15 protein-coding genes and 3 pseudogenes are annotated in these 20,424 nt (G+C 50.7%); 14 read left to right on the top strand and 4 right to left on the bottom strand.

What is annotated here, in order from left to right:
* The first annotated feature begins 34 nt into the window (after positions 1 to 34).
* The 8 genes and pseudogenes from O71_RS05535 to O71_RS05500 all read left to right on the top strand — a co-directional run bounded on the left by O71_RS05535 (position 35) and on the right by O71_RS05500 (position 10,483).
* A complete protein-coding gene (locus O71_RS05535) occupies positions 35 to 562 on the top strand; it encodes a 3-hydroxyanthranilate 3,4-dioxygenase (RefSeq protein WP_007654162.1) in 528 nt (175 codons plus the stop codon).
* A gap of 163 nt (positions 563 to 725) precedes the next feature.
* Positions 726 to 1,814, top strand: coding sequence for an amidohydrolase family protein (locus O71_RS05530; RefSeq protein ID WP_007654161.1), 1,089 nt, complete (start codon positions 726 to 728; stop codon positions 1,812 to 1,814).
* A 103-nt stretch (positions 1,815 to 1,917) separates the two neighbouring features.
* A pseudogene (kynU, locus tag O71_RS05525) lies at positions 1,918 to 3,194 on the top strand (kynureninase).
* 476 nt (positions 3,195 to 3,670) lie between these two features.
* Positions 3,671 to 4,882: a potassium/proton antiporter gene (locus tag O71_RS05520; protein ID WP_369750890.1), complete on the top strand. Its 1,212-nt coding sequence runs from the start codon at positions 3,671 to 3,673 to the stop codon at positions 4,880 to 4,882.
* 67 nt (positions 4,883 to 4,949) lie between these two features.
* Positions 4,950 to 5,336: a hypothetical protein gene (locus O71_RS05515; protein ID WP_007654154.1), complete on the top strand. Its 387-nt coding sequence runs from the start codon at positions 4,950 to 4,952 to the stop codon at positions 5,334 to 5,336.
* Positions 5,337 to 5,740: 404 nt separating this feature from the next.
* Entirely contained in the window at positions 5,741 to 7,066 is a 1,326-nt protein-coding gene (locus tag O71_RS05510; protein WP_007654152.1) for a mechanosensitive ion channel family protein, read from the top strand.
* A gap of 184 nt (positions 7,067 to 7,250) precedes the next feature.
* The gene (locus O71_RS05505) at positions 7,251 to 9,491 is read left to right on the top strand and encodes a cation:proton antiporter (protein ID WP_040573729.1); all 2,241 of its coding nucleotides are present in this window, start codon (positions 7,251 to 7,253) and stop codon (positions 9,489 to 9,491) included.
* A 44-nt stretch (positions 9,492 to 9,535) separates the two neighbouring features.
* Positions 9,536 to 10,483 carry a mechanosensitive ion channel family protein gene (locus O71_RS05500; protein ID WP_007654138.1) on the top strand — a complete coding sequence of 316 codons (948 nt, stop codon included), beginning with the start codon at positions 9,536 to 9,538 and terminating at the stop codon, positions 10,481 to 10,483.
* Positions 10,484 to 10,579: 96 nt separating this feature from the next.
* Here O71_RS05500 and O71_RS05495 read toward each other — a convergent pair.
* Positions 10,580 to 11,981: pseudogene (locus tag O71_RS05495) on the bottom strand (alanine/glycine:cation symporter family protein).
* Between the two features lie 141 nt (positions 11,982 to 12,122).
* Between O71_RS05495 and O71_RS05490 the strand changes: the two are divergent.
* The 5 genes and pseudogenes from O71_RS05490 (at position 12,123) to O71_RS05470 (ending at position 16,808) form a co-directional block, all read left to right on the top strand.
* Complete coding sequence (locus O71_RS05490; protein ID WP_007654136.1) at positions 12,123 to 12,959, top strand: universal stress protein; 837 nt, start codon at positions 12,123 to 12,125, stop codon at positions 12,957 to 12,959.
* A gap of 87 nt (positions 12,960 to 13,046) precedes the next feature.
* Entirely contained in the window at positions 13,047 to 14,375 is a 1,329-nt protein-coding gene (locus O71_RS05485) for a cation:proton antiporter (RefSeq protein ID WP_007654135.1), read from the top strand.
* Complete coding sequence (locus tag O71_RS25255; RefSeq protein ID WP_237717724.1) at positions 14,261 to 14,764, top strand: NAD(P)-binding protein; 504 nt, start codon at positions 14,261 to 14,263, stop codon at positions 14,762 to 14,764. Before O71_RS05485 ends, O71_RS25255 begins: the two co-directional genes overlap by 115 nt.
* Positions 14,751 to 15,343, top strand: a pseudogene (locus O71_RS05475) (alpha-ketoglutarate-dependent dioxygenase AlkB). The gene O71_RS25255 and the pseudogene O71_RS05475 overlap by 14 nt, the downstream one beginning before the upstream one ends.
* 79 nt (positions 15,344 to 15,422) lie before the next feature.
* Complete coding sequence (locus O71_RS05470) at positions 15,423 to 16,808, top strand: NAD(P)/FAD-dependent oxidoreductase (protein WP_007654131.1); 1,386 nt, start codon at positions 15,423 to 15,425, stop codon at positions 16,806 to 16,808.
* 187 nt (positions 16,809 to 16,995) lie between these two features.
* Here O71_RS05470 and O71_RS05465 read toward each other — a convergent pair whose 3' ends face one another.
* From O71_RS05465 to O71_RS05455, 3 genes are all read right to left on the bottom strand, one after another.
* Positions 16,996 to 17,829 carry an outer membrane beta-barrel protein gene (locus O71_RS05465; RefSeq protein WP_007654130.1) on the bottom strand — a complete coding sequence of 278 codons (834 nt, stop codon included), beginning with the start codon at positions 17,827 to 17,829 and terminating at the stop codon, positions 16,996 to 16,998.
* Positions 17,830 to 17,891: 62 nt separating this feature from the next.
* Positions 17,892 to 18,269 carry a hypothetical protein gene (locus O71_RS05460; protein ID WP_155800573.1) on the bottom strand — a complete coding sequence of 126 codons (378 nt, stop codon included), beginning with the start codon at positions 18,267 to 18,269 and terminating at the stop codon, positions 17,892 to 17,894.
* Between the two features lie 91 nt (positions 18,270 to 18,360).
* On the bottom strand, positions 18,361 to 19,626 hold the full coding sequence (locus O71_RS05455) for an outer membrane beta-barrel protein (protein WP_007654126.1): 1,266 nt from the start codon (positions 19,624 to 19,626) through the stop codon (positions 18,361 to 18,363).
* 264 nt (positions 19,627 to 19,890) lie between these two features.
* Here O71_RS05455 and O71_RS05450 point away from each other — a divergent pair, with 264 nt between their 5' ends.
* Positions 19,891 to 20,385, top strand: coding sequence for a DUF4168 domain-containing protein (locus tag O71_RS05450; RefSeq protein WP_007654124.1), 495 nt, complete (start codon positions 19,891 to 19,893; stop codon positions 20,383 to 20,385).
* Positions 20,386 to 20,424: the final 39 nt, after the last annotated feature.

Here is a 20,424-nt window from a genome sequence, read left to right as displayed (position 1 = left end):
TACATTCAAACTATCAACCTAACCCGACAGAACTATGGCCATACAACGACCTTTCAATTTCAAACAGTGGATAGAAGAACACCGCCATTTGCTTAAGCCACCCGTGGGTAACCAGCAGGTGTACAAAGGCAACGACGATTTTATTGTGATGGTGGTGGGCGGCCCCAATGCCCGCAAAGACTATCACTACGACGAAGGCGAGGAGTTTTTCTACCAGGTGGAAGGTGACATTGTGCTGAAAATTATAGAAGACGGCAAGCCTGTGGATATTCCAATAAAGGAAGGGGAGATCTTCCTGCTTCCGGCAAAAGTGCCGCATTCCCCGCAGCGCTCGGCCAACACGGTAGGTTTGGTGATCGAACGCTACCGTAAAGAAGGGGAAAAGGACGGCTTTATGTGGTTCTGCGAGAACTGCGGCAACAAGCTGCATGAAGACTTCACAGAAGTAACGGACATTGTGAAACAGCTACCGGTTATTATGGGCAATTTCTGGGACAACGAAGACCTGCGTACCTGCGATAAATGCGGAGAGGTGCTGCAGCCTCCGGTAAAACCTGCGTAATTGCTATTTCAGCCAACGGGAAAAATCCGGATGCAGCTTTTATGTTTAGCTTTTGGCTAATGACTGTCAGAATAGGCAGTGTTAAATCTGTAAAATGTGTATCTTGTTGGATTGCTTTATTTGGCCGTACAACGTATAGCCGCATTTTCGCCCTTTTAGCAGCATGCAAAACCAGAAGCCTATTACCCCCATACCTGCCACAGACAATCTTTTCAAGATTGACATTCACACGCACATCCTGCCCGCTACGTGGCCCGATCTGCGTGAGCGCTACGGCTATGGCGGCTTCATAAGGTTGGAGCACCACAAGCCCTGCTGCGCCCGCATGATGATGGACGATAAGTTCTTCCGCGAGATTCAGGACAACTGCTGGGACCCTAAAGTGCGCATGCACGAATGCAGTCACCACCAGGTGGGCGTACAGGTGCTGAGCACAGTGCCCGTTATGTTCAACTACTGGGCAAAGCCCGAGCATACCTACGACCTGTCGCGTATGCTCAACGACCATATCGCAGGTATTGTGGCAGACTATCCCGACCGCTTCATCGGCTTAGGTACTATACCGATGCAGGACCCTGATTTGGCTATTAAAGAGCTGGAACGGTGCATGAAAGAGCTGGGTATGGCAGGTATACAGATCGGATCGCATATCAACGACTGGAATCTCGACGTCCCCGAACTGTTTCCGATTTTTCAGGCGGCTGAAGAGCTAGGGGCGGCCGTATTTGTGCATCCCTGGGACATGTACGGCAAAGAGAAAATGAGTAAGTACTGGTTGCCCTGGCTCGTGGGTATGCCTGCTGAGACCAGCCTGGCCATTTGCTCTATGATATTTGGGGGCGTGTTGGAGCGCCTGCCGAAACTGCGGGTAGCTTTTGCTCATGGTGGCGGTTCATTCCCAGCCACTATTGGCCGCATTGTACACGGCTTCGAAGTACGCCCCGACCTGTGCGCTGTCGACAACAACGTGAACCCCCGCGAGTACCTTGGCAAGTTCTACTTCGATTCCCTCGTGCATGACCCGCAGGCACTGGACTACCTCGTGAACCTGGTAGGCGCCAACAGCATTGCCCTCGGCACCGACTACCCGTTCCCGCTCGGCGAACTGGAGCCCGGCAAACTCATCGAATCCATGCCTTACGACCGCGCCACCAAAGACCGCATGCTGCACGGCACGGCCCTGGAATGGCTGAATCTGGAGAAGAGCCTTTTTGTGAAAGACGCTTCTGGTGTTTCGAAGGCAAAGGTATAGCCTGGTTTCATTCCCCAACTTCCTGTTCATTTTATTATCTTGCAGCATTATAGCAGGTGCTCTTTTACAGGCACTGTCTCACGATAAATTCTGCACCAGAAAAATGAACTATCAAAATAGCCTTGCCTTTGCGCAGGAACAAGATAACCTCGATCCACTCAAGCATTTTAAAGACCGCTTTTATTTTCCGCAGGTAAACGGCCGTGATGCCATCTACTTCTGTGGCAATTCACTGGGTTTGCAGCCCAAGTCGGCGCAGATGTACATCGACAATGAGATGTACAAGTGGGCTAACTACGCTGTAGAGGGCCATTTTAAAGGTGAAGAGCCTTGGTTCAACTACCATAAATTGCTCGCTGACGGCGCTGCCCGTGTGGTGGGAGCCAAGCCACAGGAAGTGGTGATCATGAACCAACTCACCGTAAACCTGCACCTCATGCTGGTGTCGTTTTACAGACCCGAAGGCAAGCGCATCAAAATCATCATGGAAGGGGGGCTTTCCCGTCGGACCAGTATGCGCTGGAGACGCAGGTGAAGTTCCATGGCTATACCCCGGAGGAGGCGATTGTGGAGCTGCTCCCGAGAGAGGGTGAGCATACCCTGCGCACCGAAGACATTCTGCAGAGCATTCGCGAACACGGCGAAGAACTGGCGCTTGTGCTGATGGGAGGCATCAACTACTACACCGGGCAGGTATATGATATGCAGGCCATTACCAAAGTAGGCCACGAAGTGGGTGCTGTGGTGGGTTTCGACCTGGCGCATGCCGCCGGCAACGTGCCGCTGCAACTGCACGATTGGGACGTGGACTTTGCCGTGTGGTGTACCTACAAGTACCTCAACTCCGGACCGGGTGGCACTGCAGGAGCGTTTGTGCACGAGCGCCATGCCAACAACCCGGACCTGCCGCGCTTTGCCGGCTGGTGGGGCCATGATGCGGGCTCACGCTTCCAGATGAAAAAAGGCTTTATGCCGATGGTAGGCGCCGAAGGCTGGCAACTGAGCAATGCCCAGATTCTGCCGATGGCCCTGCACCGTGCTTCGCTGGAGCTATTCGATGAGGCAGGCATAGCTAACCTGCGTGCCAAGAGCGAGAAGCTGACGGGCTATCTGGAGTACCTGATCAACGATGTGCACGTAGGTAAGGAAGTGCTCGAGATGATCACGCCGCGTGACCCGCAAGCCCGTGGCTGCCAGATATCTATACTGGTAAAACAAAATGCCCGTGAGCTTTTCGACATGTTGATGGAGGCCGGCATCATTGTGGACTTCCGCGAACCGAGCGTTATTCGGGTAGCACCCACGCCGCTTTACAACAGCTTCGAGGAGGTATACCGCTTCTCCGAGATACTGCACGCTTGTTTAGAAGGGCACAGTTAACACACCTGAATATGGTAGCTTATTAGCAGGCTTGTAACCCCTGTCTTTTGCACAGAGTAATAGTTTAATCAAGAGCACGTACTATTTTGAGGGCTTGGTGTGATAGTTAATTATTCGAAGCTAAGGGTGTGTAGGTGATCCATTGTGAGGGTGATAGGGGGTGAGTAACAGGTAAGACAGATTTAATTAAAATAAAATTTTGGCGCTTTAAGGTAATAAATGGCCGTTACGTTCGAAGATATACTTCTGGTCTCCTCTATTCTGCTCTTCATCAGTATCCTGATCAGTAAGAGCCTTGGACGGTTCGGGGTACCAGCCTTAATCCTGTTCTTGGGAGTAGGTATGCTAGCAGGGTCTGAGGGACTGGGAAAAATTTATTTCAATGACGCACAAACAGCACAGTCGCTCGGTACCGTTGCTCTTGCTTTTATTCTCTTCTCCGGTGGTTTAGATACCGCTGGGAAAGTACGAAGCCCATTCTGTGGCGGGGCGTTATTCTGGCTACGGTTGGGGTATTCATCACAGCCATCTCCCTTGGAGCCTTTGTATACTTTGTCACCGACTTCACCTTACTGGAGAGCCTGCTCCTGGGTTCTATCGTGTCGTCTACCGATGCTGCGGCTGTATTCTCCATTCTCCGCTCCAAGAATATCGGGCTTAAGAACAACCTGCGGCCTACACTGGAGCTGGAGTCGGGCTCTAACGACCCGATGGCCTATTTCCTGACTGTCAGCTTCACATTCCTGATCATGAATCAGGAGGCAAGCATCTGGCAGCTTGTGCCCATGTTCTTTATGCAGATGAGCATCGGCGCCGTGGCAGGTATAGCCATGGGCCGGGCCATGGTGTGGGTCATCAACCGGATCAAGCTGGAACAGGAGGGCCTTTACCCGGCATTGACCATGGCGATGGTAATCTTCACCTATGCCTTCACGAATGTTATCAACGGCAATGGCTTTTTGGCGGTATATGTGGCGGCGGTTATACTCGGTAACCGCAACTTCATTCATAAGCGAAGTCTTACCAAGTTTTATGATGGCATAGCCTGGCTTATGCAAATTCTGATGTTCTTAACACTTGGCTTGCTTGTATTCCCATCACACATGCTGCCGGTAGTGGGCACAGGTCTGCTGATTTCGATGTTCCTGATATTTGTGGCTCGTCCGGTGAGTGTGTTTTTAAGCATGGCTTTCTTCAAAAACACGATACAGGACAAGCTCTATGTATCATGGGTTGGCCTGCGTGGCGCAGTGCCTATTGTGTTCGCCACCTATCCGATGCTGGCAGGAGTAGAGAAATCGGATATGATCTTCAACATCGTGTTCTTTATTGTACTCACCTCCGTTATGCTGCAAGGCACAACACTTAGCCCGGTTGCAAAATGGCTTAACCTGAGCGAAAAGGACAAGAAGCTGAAAAAGCACCAGTTCGATCTGGAAATGGAGTATGACCTCAAAAATGAGCTCACCGAAATAGAGGTTCCGGACAGTAGCCCTGCAGTTGGCAAAACGCTGGTAGACCTGCACTTTCCAAAAGGTGCGCTTATCGTGTTGATCAACAGGAACAGAAAGTTTGTGACGCCAAACGGTGCCACCATGCTGGAGCCCAAAGATAAGCTCTTCGTGATGACCGATAATGACGAGGAACTAACAAAGGTGAACGAGCTGCTTGGCTACGAGGTAGAGTAGGATAGAAGATCAATCGGCTAATGTTTAAACTGCATCTTAAAAGCAAAAGCCTTACTTTTGCAGGACAATGGCTTTTACCAAGTACATAAAGCACTACCTTACCTACCCGCTCATGTGGGTAATGCTGCTGTGGGCTGTCACACTGCCGGGCCACGAACTGGCTGTATATAGTTACTTGGTAAAAGGTTCTGCTGCTGAAGTAGCCCAAAGCCTCAGGTCAGCTACTAGCGAACAAGATGATTTTTCGGTAAAGCAACAGACTGTGCAAGTCTTTCTGGACGCTAATACCGCCTCAGTCATCGTGCTGAGTCCGCAGCAGTTCATCAAATGCGTGTTTCAGGCACTCACGTTTGCTACAGCCATTGATGACAGACCCTCTTACTCACCACATGCGGCAGGAGCTGAACTCATCACCCAGCTTTTCCCCATCACCATACAACCCAACGCCCCCTAGGCAATCTCAGTTCTGCACTGATAAGTTTTCCTCTGATGCATGCCAGTATTCAGCGCAGGCTCAGGGCATCTCCTTCTTTTTCATATAGAGCAAGTCAGCCTTACGCTGCTTTAAACCCTGTTATGCTTGTTAACCAGTAGGCACAGGACAGCTCTACATACTCATATTTTCGCATGACTGATTTTGCAATAGTCATATCGTGGATTTCCATTTTCGGATTACTCATCGGTATAGTCTTCCCTCAATGGAGTCTCTTTTGGTATGCAGGCGAGAAAAGCCGAATCAACTCCTTCATTATTTACAGCTCCCTTCTGATCATTTCATTTCTGCTGTTTGCTGTTTCAGCCTAAGATCACAGGAGCATATCATATAGCCAAAGTTATTTTAAAACCCTTTCACTTATCATGAACACTACTAATTCGAATGACCAGATCAGTAGCTGGACATCTGACCAATTACTAAACCTGGGTGTACCCGAACAGGCAGCTATGCACATCAACATGCTGGTCCTGATTTTGGCAACGGCCCTGTTGGTATACCTGGCGGATTTCTTTTCCAGGAAGATTCTGGTGGGTACCCTGCATAAGTTTGCGGCTAAGTCCAGCACGAAGTTGATAGAGTATCTGGTACGCAACAAGGTGATCGTATACCTGGCCCGGATTGCACCGCTTATTATTGTGGTGCAGGCTATACCTGTCGTGTTTGCCGATTTTACGAGCCTGATTTCGCCACTCATCAAGTTAACAGACATCTACCTGATCATGCTATGGGTGTGGGTAGCACGAGCGCTTCTGCGCACCTTCAAAGATTTCCTTAAGACAACTGAAACCTTCAGAGACAAGCCCGTAGAAAGCTTCCTGCAGGTGCTTACTATTTTTCTGTACTTCGTAGGCGGCTTGCTTATTTTCTCCACCCTCACAGGCAAAGACGCCTGGACATTCGTAACGGCTATGGGTGCGGCTTCGGCGATACTGATGCTGGTGTTCAAAGACACGATCATGGGCTTTGTGGCCAGCATACAGGTGTCGACCAACGACATGGTGCGCATAGGCGACTGGGTAACCATGGAAAAGTACGGCGCAGACGGCGATGTGATCGAGATAAACCTCAACACGGTCAAGGTGCAGAACTTCGACAAGACCATTACCACGATACCTACATACTACCTGATCTCGGACTCGTTTAAAAACTGGCGGGGGATGCAACGCTCTGGCGGGCGGCGCATCAAGCGCTCCGTGTTCATCAAGATCTCCAGCATCCGTTACCTGTCTGACGAGGAGGTGAGCCGCCTGAGCAAGATCCAGCTGCTGAAAGGCTACCTGGAAGAGCGCCAGCAGGAAATCAGGCAGTTTAACGCAGCCAATGAGATCGATAAGAGCCTTTTGATCAATGGGCGCAGCTTAACCAATGTGGGTGTGTTCCGGCAATATGTAGACGCCTACCTGAAGGCGCACCCGAAAACGCACAAAGGCATGACCATGATGGTGCGCCAGCTCGAGCCAACCACCACAGGTATGCCGATTGAGCTATACCTGTTTGCCAACAGCATTGTGTGGACGGAATACGAGGCAATTATGGCTGATATTTTTGACCACCTGCTGGCTGCTGTGAAGTACTTTGACCTGGAGGTGTTCGAAATGCCAGCGGCGGATGACGTGCGGAGCCTGCAATTCAATCCGGTTGCGACAGGCAATATGCATTATCCCATGACGGAGACCATGCAGAACTAAAGCGCCTGTAACCAGATCGTTAAACATCGGGCTGGCTGTGAATCAGGTATAGCAGGGAAGTCCCGTATCATTAAAAATCAAGGGACCTATACCTGTAAGCGGATAAATTTTGATGTATATTGTAAGATTGGCAGCTTGTTGCTGTATTGTTTACACACTACTTATTTCAGTATAACGCGATTATATGACACACCTTCCCCATTTAGTAATGGACCTGGGGCTGATACTCGGAGCTGCGGGTATCACAACACTGATTTTCAAAAAGCTCAAGCAACCACTCGTGCTGGGCTATATCATAGCGGGCTTGCTGGTAGGGCCGCACTTCAACCTTTTCCCGACCATCATCGAGATTGAGAACATCAACGTGTGGGCCGAAATCGGCGTGATTTTCCTGCTGTTCAGCCTCGGGCTGGAGTTCAGTTTCAAGAAGCTGGTAAAAGTAGGCGGCGCATCCTCTATCATGGCGGGCGTGGAAGTGATTGTGATGCTCTTGCTGGGTTATCTCACAGGCAAAATGCTGGGCTGGAGCACAATGGACAGCGTGTTCCTGGGCGGTATACTTTCCATCTCCTCCACCACCATCATCATCCGGGCTTTCGACGAACTGGGCGTGAAGTCGCAGCGTTTCGCAGGGCTGGTATTTGGCGTGCTGATCGTAGAGGACCTGGTGGCGATCCTGCTCCTGGTGCTGCTCTCCACTCTGGCCGTGAGCCAGCAGTTTGCGGGCACCGAAATGCTGCAGGCAGTGCTCAAGCTGGCTTTCTTCCTGGTGGTCTGGTTTCTGGCGGGTATCTTTCTTATACCTACTTTCCTGCGCAAGGCCAGCAAACTGATGAACGACGAGACCTTGCTGATTGTCTCCATCGCACTCTGTTTTATTATGGTGATACTGGCGGCGCAGGTAGGTTTCTCGCCAGCGTTAGGGGCGTTCATCATGGGCTCTATACTGGCAGAAACTACCAAGGCTGAGAAGATCGAGCACCTGGTCACCTCTGTAAAGGACCTTTTCGGTGCCATCTTCTTCGTCTCTGTAGGTATACTGATCAACCCGGCCATGATTGTGGAGTATGCCGGGCCAATCGCCCTGATCACTGTTGTGACGATTGTCGGCAAAATGGTGAGTATCACGGGCGGAGGTCTGATGGCCGGACAGGGGCTCAGGACTTCAATCCAGTCAGGTATGAGCGTGTCGCAGATCGGGGAGTTCTCGTTCATCATCGCCACTCTGGGGCTCACCCTCAATGTAACCAGCGACTTTCTATACCCGGTGGCAGTGGCGGTTTCGGCCATCACAACGTTCACCACACCTTACATGATCAAGCTGGCCGATCCGCTGTACCGCTCCGTAGAAGGTATGCTGCCAGAGCGATGGAAAACCTCGCTCAACGAGTACAGTTCAGGCGCAGAGACAATCAGCACCGTTAGCGACTGGAAAATAGTATTGCGGTCCTATGTCATCAACCTGGTGGTCTATTCGGTCATCCTGATTGCGATTGTACTGGCGGCCGGCAACTTTCTGTATCCGTTCATCACGGAGAACTTCATCAACGGTGTTTGGGGTGGTGTCGCGACGGTGGCGATTGCACTGGTGTTCATGGCGCCCTTTCTGTGGGCGATGGCTGTATACCATCCGCAGAAAGAAGCCCAGGGCCGTATCTGGGCTAACCGCAACTACCGCAGCCTGATTATCGTGTTGGAGTTTACGCGGGTAGGTATAGCCATCCTGTTTATCGGCTTCTTGCTCAACCAGGTGCTGTCGGTGCAGGTGGCCATTGTCGGCAGCTTATTCATCATCGGCTTGCTGGTTGTTTTCTCACGACGTATCCAGAACTTCTACACCCGCATCGAAGACCGGTTTATGTCGAACCTGAATGCCCGCGAAATCGAGGCGGCCAGCAAAATGACACATACGCTGGTGCCCTGGGATGCTCACCTGACCAGCTTCGAAGTATTGCCTAACGCGGTGGTCGTAGGTAAAAGCATGATTGAGCTGCAGATTCGCGAGAAGTATGGTGTGAACGTCGCCGTGATCGAGCGGGAAGGGCGCAACATTATGGCGCCGACCCGTAACGAGCGCATCTTCCCCGGCGATAAAATTTATGTATTCGGCACAGATGAGCAAATCGAAGCCTTTAGCGAATTTATTAACGAAGAGTTTATACCTAGCTCGAACGGCGAGACCACCCGGGAAGAAATAAGCCTGCAGAAACTGGTAGTGTCGCCTGCCTCCAGGCTGCTTGGAAAGACTGTGCGAGAATCGGGGGTGCGGGAGAAAACGAAAGGGCTGATTGTAGGTATAGAAAAGAACGGCGAGCGTATGCTCAACCCGGACTCAGAGCTGGTAATAGGAGAAGGTGATATTCTATGGATTGTAGGCAGCCCGTGGCGTATAAAACAACTGGAAGCTGCCCGTCAGGAAGCTTGAGAAAGAACATCCTTTTTACGACTTTAGCTTGACAAAGAAGCATTATGCGCAAAATTGAATACTGGATAGAGGAGAACCTCAACCTGTCGGCTGCCATACAGGAGAACATCGTGAAGTCACTTGTGGCTTTACTGGTGCTTTGGATCGTGAGCCGGGTGCTGCTGCGGCTGGCATCGCGGCAACAGACCGACTCCCGTAAGCTGTACCAATGGAGAAAGACAACCAACTACGTCGTAACGGGGCTGGGCATTATCTTTCTGGCCAATATCTGGTTCGATGGCTTCAGGTCCATCACTACGTTCCTGGGTATCTTCTCAGTCGGTCTGGTGGTGGTGCTCCGCGACCCGATTCTGAACATGATGGGCTGGGTGTTCCTCATCTGGAAGCGCCCCTTCAAGGTAGGCGACCGCATTAAGATAGGCCTCTATACCGGCGACGTCATCGACATTGGCTTCTTCCAGTTCACCATTAACGAGCTGGGAGAATGGGTGGATTCTGAGCAGGCAACGGGCCGCGTGGTGCACATCCCCAACAGCCAGGTATTCACGCAGGGGCAAATCAACTACAACTACGGCTTCCCCTTTCTGTGGCACGAGGTGCAGGTGCGGGTTACTTTTGAGAGCAATTGGCAGAAAGCGAAAACCATTTTACAGGAGATCGGGGGGCGGCATACCGAAAAACTGACAGGGGAGGTGGAGCAGCGCGTGCGCATAGAGGCGCAGCAGCACCTGATCTTCTATCGGAGCTTCGAGCCGCGGGTGTTTACCAAAGTCAGAGAGAATGGCATACAGCTTACTTTACGCTACCTCTGCAACCTGAATGGCCGTCGGGAGAGCGAAAACAAGATATGGGAAGACGTGCTGTCCGAGTTTCTGGCCACATCGGATATTCGCTTCGCTTACCCAACCACCCGTTTCTACAGCGCTGCCGAAGGACAGGAGAGCGAGACAGAACTGCAGCGGATTGTGTCGTCGCGAAAGAGCTTAGAATAGAATAAAAAAGGAGCCTGTTTATTATAGAACAGGCTCCTTTTTATTCTACCGGAGATTTAAAATTATACAGCTTTGCGAACCGCTCAACTTTGATTTTTATACTCCCTTCGCCTCCTTTTCTTTAGCCTCTTCCCGGAACTCCTTCATCCTTGTAAAATAATCCCGTGCGGCAGCCATCACCTTTGGCGAAAGCAGCAGGGCCGATACCATGGTAGGAATCGCCATCATAGCGTACATGCCGTCGATGAGGGCGATCACGGCTGTGATGGTGGCGGTGGCACCAAACACGATGGTGGCTACATAGAAGTAGTTGTAGTAGTGCTTATACTTCGCCCCGAAGAGGTAGCTGAAGCATTTGGTGCCATAGTAAGAGTAGGAAAACAACGAAGTGAAGGCGAAAATCATCACGCATACTACCAGAACATAGCTGCCAAAGCCAGGCATGGCATTGTTGAAGGCAGTGGCCGTCATAGTCACGCCGCTGGCATCGGTATCCTGCCACGTACCCGTCAGGATAATGGCCAGACCGGTGAGCGTACAAACCACGATAGTATCAATAAAAGGTCCTAGCATGGCGACCAGTCCTTCACGAATAGGTTCGTCGGTTTTGGCAGCGCCATGCATCATAGAGGCCGTGCCTATACCTGCCTCATTCGAGAAGGCCGCCCTGCGTGCACCTGCAATAATAATCGCACCTACAGCACCGCCCAGCACAGTTTGAGCCGAGAAGGCGTCTTTGAAGATCAAGGCGAAGGCATCAGGTATAGCTGTGTAGTTCACGAACATGATGTAGAACACAGCCAGCATGTAGAGTACCACCATGCCCGGCACCATCTTGCCTGCCACATGGCCAATGCGCTGTATACCTCCGAAAATCACCAGAGAGGTAATGAATACAAGCACCAACCCGATGGTAAGGTTGGTGTAGAATAAGTCAGTAGTCGTGAAACCATTTGGCTCGAGCACAACCTCCCGTATCACCTGCGTGAGCTGGTTGGCCTGGAAGATAGGCAGTGTACCGAACAGACCGGCAACAGCAAAGAAGGCTGCTAGCGGTTTCCATTTCTTGCCAAGGCCTGTTTCAATCACGTACATCGGTCCGCCCTCCAGGTGGCCTACACTGTCGTGGCCACGGTACATCACCGACAGCGAGCAGGTAAAAAAATTTGGTGGCCATACCTACAAAGGCACTCACCCACATCCAGAACAGCACACCCGGCCCGCCAATGGCAATGGCCACGGCCACGCCGCTGATGTTGCCCATACCTACCGTAGCTGCCAGCGCAGCCGAAAGCGCCTCAAAGTGGTTGATGTCTCCCGGGTCGTCGGGGTCGTCGTATTTGCCACGCAGCACGTTGATGGCATGGCGCAGGTAGCGGAAGGGCAGGAAGCCCGAGTAAAACATAAAGTAAAAACCGCCGCCCATCAGGAGGATCAACAAAGGCATACCCCAGGCGGCGTCACTAAACCAGACTAAAAATTCTTCTAATGCTTTCAATAGAAATAGGTTTCTTAAGTAGAAAGCTACAAAGATACGCTTAGAATGGCAACCAAAGGCACTATACAATTGCCGTATTTTTTCGTAGCTTACAGGTATAGGTGCCGGTACTGGTACAGGTATACTGTTAAACCCCTGCCCATGAAAACCAGGTTTATAGTACTGATCGACTTTTCTTCCTACTCCAAATTTGAGCTGCAACTGGCCAAGCACTGGGCTGACAGCATGGCCGCTGACGTGCTGCTTCTGCACGAGCCCGTTGTTATGGCACCGGCCCTCACCGATGCCAGTACCCGCAACGAGATAATCGGTTATGAGACCGATAAAGCCCTGAACAAGCTCAAGGCATTTACGATGCAGCACCTGCCTGATACCCGCCGCATCAGCTATCGTGTAGCCGAGGACAGCCTGATTATATCACTGCAGCGTCTGTTGAGCGAGTATTATTACAATGTAATCTTTGTAGGGCTGAAAGGGACTGGCTTCCTAAAGAGAATCTTTATGGGCAGCACAGCCATTAGCGTAATTGACGAAACAAATGATGTCGTAGTGGCCGTGCCCCGGCACTCTTTCAACATGTCGCCTGACACGCTTTATATAAGTGTGTACTACAAATACAGACTCAACACGGCAGAGCTTGACAAGGTGCTTCAGCTGTTCGGTGATAAGATCAAGCACATCCGTTTTTTGTCTGTAGTGGCGAAGAAGGATAGTATGAAACAAACGATGGGCTACCTGGAAGAGCTGCGGAAGATGTATCATGGCGAGCGAGATGCTCACATAGAGGCTTTCGAGGGAGAAGATGCTTTCTACACCTTGAAGCAATACATGAATGCTCATGCCAATGGTATGCTGGTCGTGCAGAAAGGGTCCCGTTCTTTCACCAATCAGGTATTTCGCCGGTTTCTGATCAATGAACTGGTTTACGATGCGTCTGTTCCGCTGATTGTGCTGCCGCAAGAGAGTGGCCAGGTATAGAGGGTTGTTTAAAACCAAATGCCCCTGTGCCCTGTATTATGTCGGGAGCACTATCTTTTTCGCTCCTGCCACCCCGAAGCGACTACTATGAACCTAGGTGACCTGATCAATAACCAATTTTACGAATTCGCCCTCATTATCTTTCTGGCGACCATAGCCGGTGCTATTGGCCGTGTACTGCGACAGCCGCTTATCGTGTCCTTTATCGCAGTAGGTATACTGGTAGGGCCATCGGTGCTCAACATCCTCAACTCTGAGCATGAGATAGACCTACTTGCCGAAATGGGCATCGCCATCCTGCTCTTTGTTGTAGGCCTCAAACTCGACATCAACCTGATAAAGTCTACGGGTAAGGTAGCCCTGATGACTGGTTTGGGGCAGGTGATCTTTACATCTGTTTTCGGCTTCGGCATTGCCATGGCATTGGGCTTCGACTGGCTGGAGTCGGTGTATGTGGCAGTGGCGCTCACTTTTTCGAGTACCATTATCATCGTTAAGCTGCTCTCTGATAAGAAGGAGATTGACATGCTGCACGGGCAGATTGCGCTCGGCTTCCTGATTGTGCAGGATATTGTGGTAGTTATCGTGATGATCGTGCTCTCGGCGCTGGGCACTGAGTCGGATCGCTCCGTTGGGCTGGACCTGCTCTATGTGTTCGGCAAAGGCATCGCCATGTTTGCTGTGGTGGCTGTACTGATGAAATACGTTATACCCAAGCTTACCAAGCAACTGGCCGACTCGCAGGAACTGCTGGTGTTGTTCTCTATCGGCTGGGCTATTCTGCTGGCCGCAATGGGCGATTTTCTGGGCTTCAGCAAAGAGGTAGGCGCTTTCCTGGCAGGTATATCGCTGGCCTCTACGCAGTACAGGGAGGTCATCAGCGGTCGCCTCACCAGCGTGCGCGACTTCCTGCTGCTATTCTTCTTCCTCGACCTGGGTTCGCAGCTCAACCTGGGGCTGATGGGTGAGCAGATCCTGCCGTCGGTTATTTTCTCGGTGTTCGTACTCGTGGGCAATCCCATCATCGTGCTCATCATCATGGGCATCATGGGCTACCACAAGCGCACCTCCTTTAAGGCAGGCCTTACCGTAGCACAGATCAGTGAATTCTCGCTCATCCTCATTAACATGGGTATGGACGTGGGACACATCGACGAAGAGACGCTGGGGCTGGTTACCTTGGTCGGGCTGATCACAATCACACTCTCAACTTACATGATCATGTTCTCAGACCAGCTCTTTGATTGGCTCTCACCGATGCTGGCATCTTTGAAAAGAAAAAGCCGACGCAGGCCAAAGAGCTGGAGGATGATACTGAGAAGGTTGATGTACTCATTTTCGGACTCGGCCGTTACGGCAAGCGCATTGCCAGAGCCCTGGAAGAACGCGACCTCAAATACATTGGCGCCGACATAGACCCTGCCTTGGTAAACAACTGGACGGAGCACGATTTGAATGCCGTGTACTGTGATGCGGAAGATCCCGATCTGGGGGAGGTGCTACCTGTAAAGAGGGTGTCGAACGTTATCAGCACCATATCGGATGTAAAGGTAAACATTGCCCTGATGAAGCTACTCAGGCACGAGAATTTTGATGGCCGCATTGCCGTAACCGCCAACAATGATGACACCGTGCAAATACTAAAAGAGGCGGGAGCGGAATATATCCTGGAGCCTTACAAAGACTCAGCTAAAAAGGTAGCCGAAATGTTCAGCCATAAGGTGGAGAAAGACGAAAGAGAGGAAGAGCAGCAAGAGAAATATAACGAAGAAGGTAAGTCTAGGGAAGAAGATGATGCAGCATAGCGAAAGCTTCACACAGCTCGGCATGCCCGATGCTGAGGTATACTACGCCCCGCACTTTTTCACCCAAGAGGAAAGCGACCTATACCTGCAGCGCCTGACAGAGGAAGTGGCCTGGCAACAAGAGGAAATCAAAATGTTTGGCAAACAACTGCCGCTGCCCCGGCTCACAGCCTGGTATGGCGACAAAGGCTATACCTACTCAGGGCTTTACAATGCGCCTCAGCCCTGGCTGCCGGTGTTGCTGGAGCTGAAGGAGCGGATAGAGGCAGCCTCCGGCGACAGGTATAACAGTGTGCTGCTCAACTACTACCGTCACGGGCAGGACAGCATGGCTGGCACTCCGACGATGAAAAATCGCTTGCGCCAGGTATAGCCTCTGTCAGTTTTGGAGGGGAGCGAGGCTTTGCCTTCCGGCACCGCAAGCGCAAAGACCTGCCTGCTTTGAAGCTTACACTGCAGCACGGCAGTCTCCTGCTCATGCAGGGAACCACACAACAGCACTGGCAGCACCAACTGCCCAAAACAAGTCGCCCTATCCCGCCCCGCATTAACCTGACTTTCCGTACAATCATTGGCTAAGGTATAATGCCGCCGGAGTATTGCCTTTCCCGATTGGAAAACGTTTCTTTACAGAACAAGAAGCCCTGAACCTCACACTATGACTGAGAGAAAGAACATCACCATCATGGGAGCCGGACTGGTTGGTTCGCTGCTGTCGCTATACCTGGCCAAACGCGGTCACAAAGTGGACATCTACGAGCGCCGACCCGACATGCGCAAGATCCTGCTCGATGGTGGCCGTTCGATCAACCTTGCCCTGAGCGACCGCGGCTTTAAAGCGCTTAGAGGTATAGGTATAGAGGAGGCTGTGCGCAAAGTGGCTATACCGATGCATGGCCGCATGATGCACGATGAGCAGGGCAATCTGACGTTTCAGCCGTACGGCAAAGAGGGACAGTCGATTTACTCCGTTTCCCGAGCAGGCCTGAACGCCGCTTTGATGGACCTGTCGGAGCCCAATCCTGATATCACCTACCACTTCAACCGCCAGCTGCTCGACCTGGACCTGCGCCAAAGCAAAGCCACCCTGCGCAACCACGAAACAGGCGAGTTGGAAGAGCTGCACACCGAAATGCTGTTCGGTGCCGATGGGGCTTTTTCGATGGTGCGTAACGCCATGCAGAAAACCGAACGCTACAACTACTCACAAAGCTATCTGGAGTACGGCTACAAGGAACTGACCATACCTGCCACGGCAGACGGTGGCTGGGCACTGGAGAAGAACGCCCTGCACATCTGGCCGCGCGGCAACTACATGATGATCGCCCTGCCCAACATCGACGGCAGCTTCACCTGTACCTTGTTTTTTCCTTACGAGGGGGAGCTTTCCTTTGAGAGCATCAAAACCGACGACGACCTGCTCAACTTCTTCCTGCAGATTTTCCCTGACGCTATACCTTTGATGCCTGACCTGGCCGAAGATTATTTCTCTAACCCCATCGGTTCGCTGGTGACGGTCAAGTGCTTCCCCTGGTCCTTCGAAGACAAAGCCTTGCTGATAGGCGACGCCTGCCATGCGGTGGTGCCGTTCTACGGACAGGGGATGAATGCCGGCTTTGAGGATATCACCGTGCTGGACCAGATGCTCGACACATTTGACGGGGACTGGGAAAGCCTGTTCAAGAAGTTTGAGCGCAGACGCAAACCCGATGCCGATGCCATTGCTGACCTGGCCGTAATGAACTTCATCGAGATGCGCGACAAGGTGGCCGACCCGCGCTTCCTGCTCCGCAAAAAGATCGAAGGCAAGATCAACCAGCAATACCCCGACAAGTGGATACCGCTCTACTCCATGGTAACCTTCACAGACCTGCCTTATTCCTACGCCCTGGAAACAGGCCGTGAGCAGGATAAGATCATGAAAAAAGTGATGAAACACATCAAGGCTGTAGAAGATTACGACAAGCCGGAGGTGCAGAAACTGCTGGAAAAACAGCTGGTCAAGAAAGAAAAACTGAAAAGCTATCAGGCGCAGCAGGTATAGAGATGCCCGATTGGCCAGGATTTGAATGCCGTAGCATGGGCGAAAAACAAATCGCTTATCCGCACTTAGTAAAAGCCGGTTAATCTTAAAGTCGCAATGATTATCAATTGGAGCAGTCCCTTATAGAAAAACCTCAACACACTAGTCAAATATGTGTTGAGGTTTTAATGATTCTGCAGGCAAGATTCTAACGGAACAGATAAGCAACAGTCAGGTACATTCCCTGATGTTTGTCAGTCAGATAAAGCCTGGAGTCTGAATTGCTAAGGTCTGTAGCCAAATAGCGGCCATACTCATATCTGAACTGCAGAAAAGCAGCGTGTCTTTCACTGATTCGGAATTTAGTGCCCAACACACTTGTGAGCGCATGTGAAAACGTGGTGCCAACTTCAGATTTTCTAAGATTGCCTTTCTCTACATGGCCAGTAGCATAATATTCTACTTCCTGGACTCCTGACACATTACTGTTCAGGATGTAATCATTGGCTATACCTGCACCGATGTAAGGACTGAACCTGCCGTTTGTGGTAATCGTGTAGCGAAGTATGATGGGCAACGACAAACGTGTCATCTCTATAGTATAGTCGCCGCTTATGTTATAAGATTCTCTCGGATAGCTGAAGCTTCCAATGTGTCGTTCCTGGCTATACATCGGCTCCACCTGAACGGATAGGCGTTCGCTTTTTTTCGGAGAGGTGAAGTTCAAAATGCCGCCAAAAACAAAATTGTGCGTCATGGAAAAATCAGCTCCATTAAACCTGTGAATGGAGGTGCTGTGGTTAAATTGTAAAGCTGTTGAATAGCTTCCGGCAAACACGCCCATCTCTGTTTTGAGCCATGACTGCTTTTCTTTGTAGGAGATAGCGCTGGTTGGTGCTGCGCAATGATTATAATTTCTAACGATGGCCGTTACATCCGGCACATGCAGTCGCTTTTGTACTTTCAGCATCAACTTATCCGGTACCGGGCAGTCGAGGGTGAGGGAGTTGATCAGAATCAGGTGCTGGGTGGAGGTGCTCACTGTTTTTTGCTCGCCGATATGCCTCGTTATGTCCTGGTCGTCTGTTTGCAGGTATAAGTGCTTCAGCCGCTGTTCTCCTTCTCCAGGTATAGCAAGTTGTCTTGCGTATAAAGGGTAAGCTTTCCTTGCTCCAGCACCTCCACAAACATGCGGTTCAGTGTCCCGTCTGTTGCAGGTACCTCTTTGCTTATAAAGGGGGCTTCGCCTATGATGCCATAGGCCTGAATGTCGGCAGGGAAATATTCTGTGACGTCTGCGTTTTCTGTCGCTTTAAACAGGCCGCTCTTGTAATTCTGCTTGCCCTCCCGGTAGCGCACGAGACCTTTGGTTGTGTCACCGGCAGCCTGCACGATAAAGCCAGGCCGGAAAGTTTGAGCAGAAGAATAAAAAGGAGTCAGCAAGGCCACGATAGCCAGACAGGTGCATAAAAATTGTTTCATAAACTGAGGAAGAGGTAGTGAAGATGAACAAGGCCGGGGCCACTTATGACTCCGGCCTTGATCAGGTATAATTTAGACTGGGGTGTACAGCTTAGAAGTAGAAGCCGAAGAGGACTGACAGTGTCCTTGTGTCAGAGTCAAGTGCATTGGTAATTCTATTAACGGCAGCTTGATCGTGCAAATCCAGCCCCAACTCATAGCGAGCTTCCAATGATAGTCTGTGCTTATTCAGGTTGAAATACGTGCCGGCACCCGCCATAATGCCTTGCTGCATTTTCCCAAAGAAGTTCTCATCATCACGGTTCCTTTCGGTAGGTGTACTGCTCTGTGTTCTTCTGACATACTGGGTGTGCTTGTAGTCGCGCTGACTGAAGATGTTGAAAAAACCACCGGCATTCACGAATGGTTGAAGCGTCTTACCCGCAAAATCGTAACGGAGAGCTGTCGTGAGCTTAACGGCAGCAAGCTCAATTTCAATGTTGTTATCATAATAGGATTCAAACCAAGCATAGCTGGGGTTGGCCTGATAGCTGTTGCTAAAATAACGGCCCTCTACCAGGATAGACGCATTCTCATTGATACGGGGTGAGTTGAGCAGCAGCGCAACACCAAAGGTAGGGTGAGTATTGGTATTGAACTCAGCATTTTCCAAGTGGATGTATCTTTCGTCAGTGGCTGAGAAGTTAAGCGAGGTATGGCTGATGGCTCCCACTAATCCCGGTTTGATGGCGAACCACTTCTTTGACTCCTTAAATGTCGTTTGTTCTTCAGCCCCGCCAATGCAGCTGTTATACTCTTTTACCAGGTCCACCAGGCTCTTTTCGGCCAGCTTTACACGCTCCACCTTGCTGAACATCGCAAAGCAATCCTGCATCAGCGTGTTCAACGTGCGTACATGATGGTTGATATCCCTTTGGGCTGTTACGCCGTAGTTGTTGACGTACGTTTCCTTTGTGATATAAAGCTTATGCAGTTTGTCCGGGTTGTCATTCTTCTCGACAAAGAATGTGCCTTTGTAAACATAGAGACTGAGCGTACCCCGAACAAGTTCCTGCATAAACACATACTCAGCAGCTAGCGAATCAGCGTGATCAAGGGTGCGGGTGCGGTAGTTCCTGTCGCCCGGGAAGCCATAGCCTGAGAGGTCGTTAGCGGTATAGGATGTGGTGCCTGACTCTCCGTTTCTCTTGAAACCGATCATTTTGCCAGATGCGTCGGTGCGGTAGCTCACCTGCCCCTGCAGGGTATCGCCCTGTGGCATCACGACATAGCCTGGTTTGTAGTCACTTTGCGCCGCAGCGGGCACTGCAAGAAGTACACTTATGCAGAGTGTAATAAGTTTGTATAGATTTTTCATAAAAGCAGATTGGTGACTAAATATAGTAGGATATATTTATATAAGTTTATCTGCTAAAAGAAATTTTGTTCAAAAACTCCACCGAGGACGACCTCTGTTATGTGATTTAATTGTCAGCTGTTTGTGGCAGGGTTTTTGGAACCTTGGCCGATCGGAAGCAGGCCTCCGAAAACTATTTTTCTGAAATAAGGTATAGTTTAAGTGGTAATCGAGAGAACCTGCCTTTCTTTATTCATCATTTCAAAATTTTTAACCCCGAATCTCATGAATATTTTACATAAACTGAAGGCCACTGCCGTGGCAGGACTTGTTGTAGGCTTCGTGTCAATAGGCGGTAGCGCTGTAGCCCAGCAGGCTACGCCTCAGAAAGCACCGCAGCAGCAGACGCAAGCTATTTCTGATCAGGATATCAAGCTCTTTGTAGATGCCAGTACCCGTTTGATGGAGCTGCAGCAGGAAAGCGAAAAAGCCATGCTGGTGATTCTGGAAGAAGAGAAATTAAGCGTCGATAAATTCAACACCCTGGCGCAGGCACATCAGCAGCAGAAGCTGGCTGAAGCCGAAGGCACAGCAGAAGAGAAGGCCGCTTTCAATAAAGCGATCGGACGTATGATGGAAATGCAACCTGACATTGAGAAGAACATGCAGGCTGCTATTCAAAAAGATGGCATGTCAGTAGAGCGCTACGAGCAGATCATGCTGGCTTACCAGCAGGATCCGGCCGTGCAGGCCAAAATCCAAAAAATGATGGGTTTGTAAAAGCTCTCAGGTATAAAGCCCAATAAAAAAGCTCCGCCG

It is taken from the genome of Pontibacter sp. BAB1700 (assembly GCF_000277005.1).
GTDB classification, from domain to species: domain Bacteria; phylum Bacteroidota; class Bacteroidia; order Cytophagales; family Hymenobacteraceae; genus Pontibacter; species Pontibacter lucknowensis.
This window is presented reverse-complemented; position numbering and strand designations above follow the sequence as displayed.

Excerpts from the sequence above, each read along its gene's own strand:
- O71_RS05505 (WP_040573729.1), top strand. The coding sequence starts at position 7,251 with ATGACACACCTTCCCCATTTAGTAATGGACCTGGGGCTGATACTCGGA.
- O71_RS05485 (WP_007654135.1), top strand. The coding sequence starts at position 13,047 with ATGAACCTAGGTGACCTGATCAATAACCAATTTTACGAATTCGCCCTC.
- O71_RS05470 (WP_007654131.1), top strand. The coding sequence starts at position 15,423 with ATGACTGAGAGAAAGAACATCACCATCATGGGAGCCGGACTGGTTGGT.
- O71_RS05460 (WP_155800573.1), bottom strand. The coding sequence starts at position 18,269 with ATGAAACAATTTTTATGCACCTGTCTGGCTATCGTGGCCTTGCTGACT.
- O71_RS05515 (WP_007654154.1), top strand. The coding sequence starts at position 4,950 with ATGGCTTTTACCAAGTACATAAAGCACTACCTTACCTACCCGCTCATG.
- O71_RS05490 (WP_007654136.1), top strand. The coding sequence starts at position 12,123 with ATGAAAACCAGGTTTATAGTACTGATCGACTTTTCTTCCTACTCCAAA.
- O71_RS05450 (WP_007654124.1), top strand. The coding sequence starts at position 19,891 with ATGAATATTTTACATAAACTGAAGGCCACTGCCGTGGCAGGACTTGTT.
- O71_RS05535 (WP_007654162.1), top strand. The coding sequence starts at position 35 with ATGGCCATACAACGACCTTTCAATTTCAAACAGTGGATAGAAGAACAC.
- O71_RS05530 (WP_007654161.1), top strand. The coding sequence starts at position 726 with ATGCAAAACCAGAAGCCTATTACCCCCATACCTGCCACAGACAATCTT.
- O71_RS05510 (WP_007654152.1), top strand. The coding sequence starts at position 5,741 with ATGAACACTACTAATTCGAATGACCAGATCAGTAGCTGGACATCTGAC.
- O71_RS05455 (WP_007654126.1), bottom strand. The coding sequence starts at position 19,626 with ATGAAAAATCTATACAAACTTATTACACTCTGCATAAGTGTACTTCTT.
- O71_RS05500 (WP_007654138.1), top strand. The coding sequence starts at position 9,536 with ATGCGCAAAATTGAATACTGGATAGAGGAGAACCTCAACCTGTCGGCT.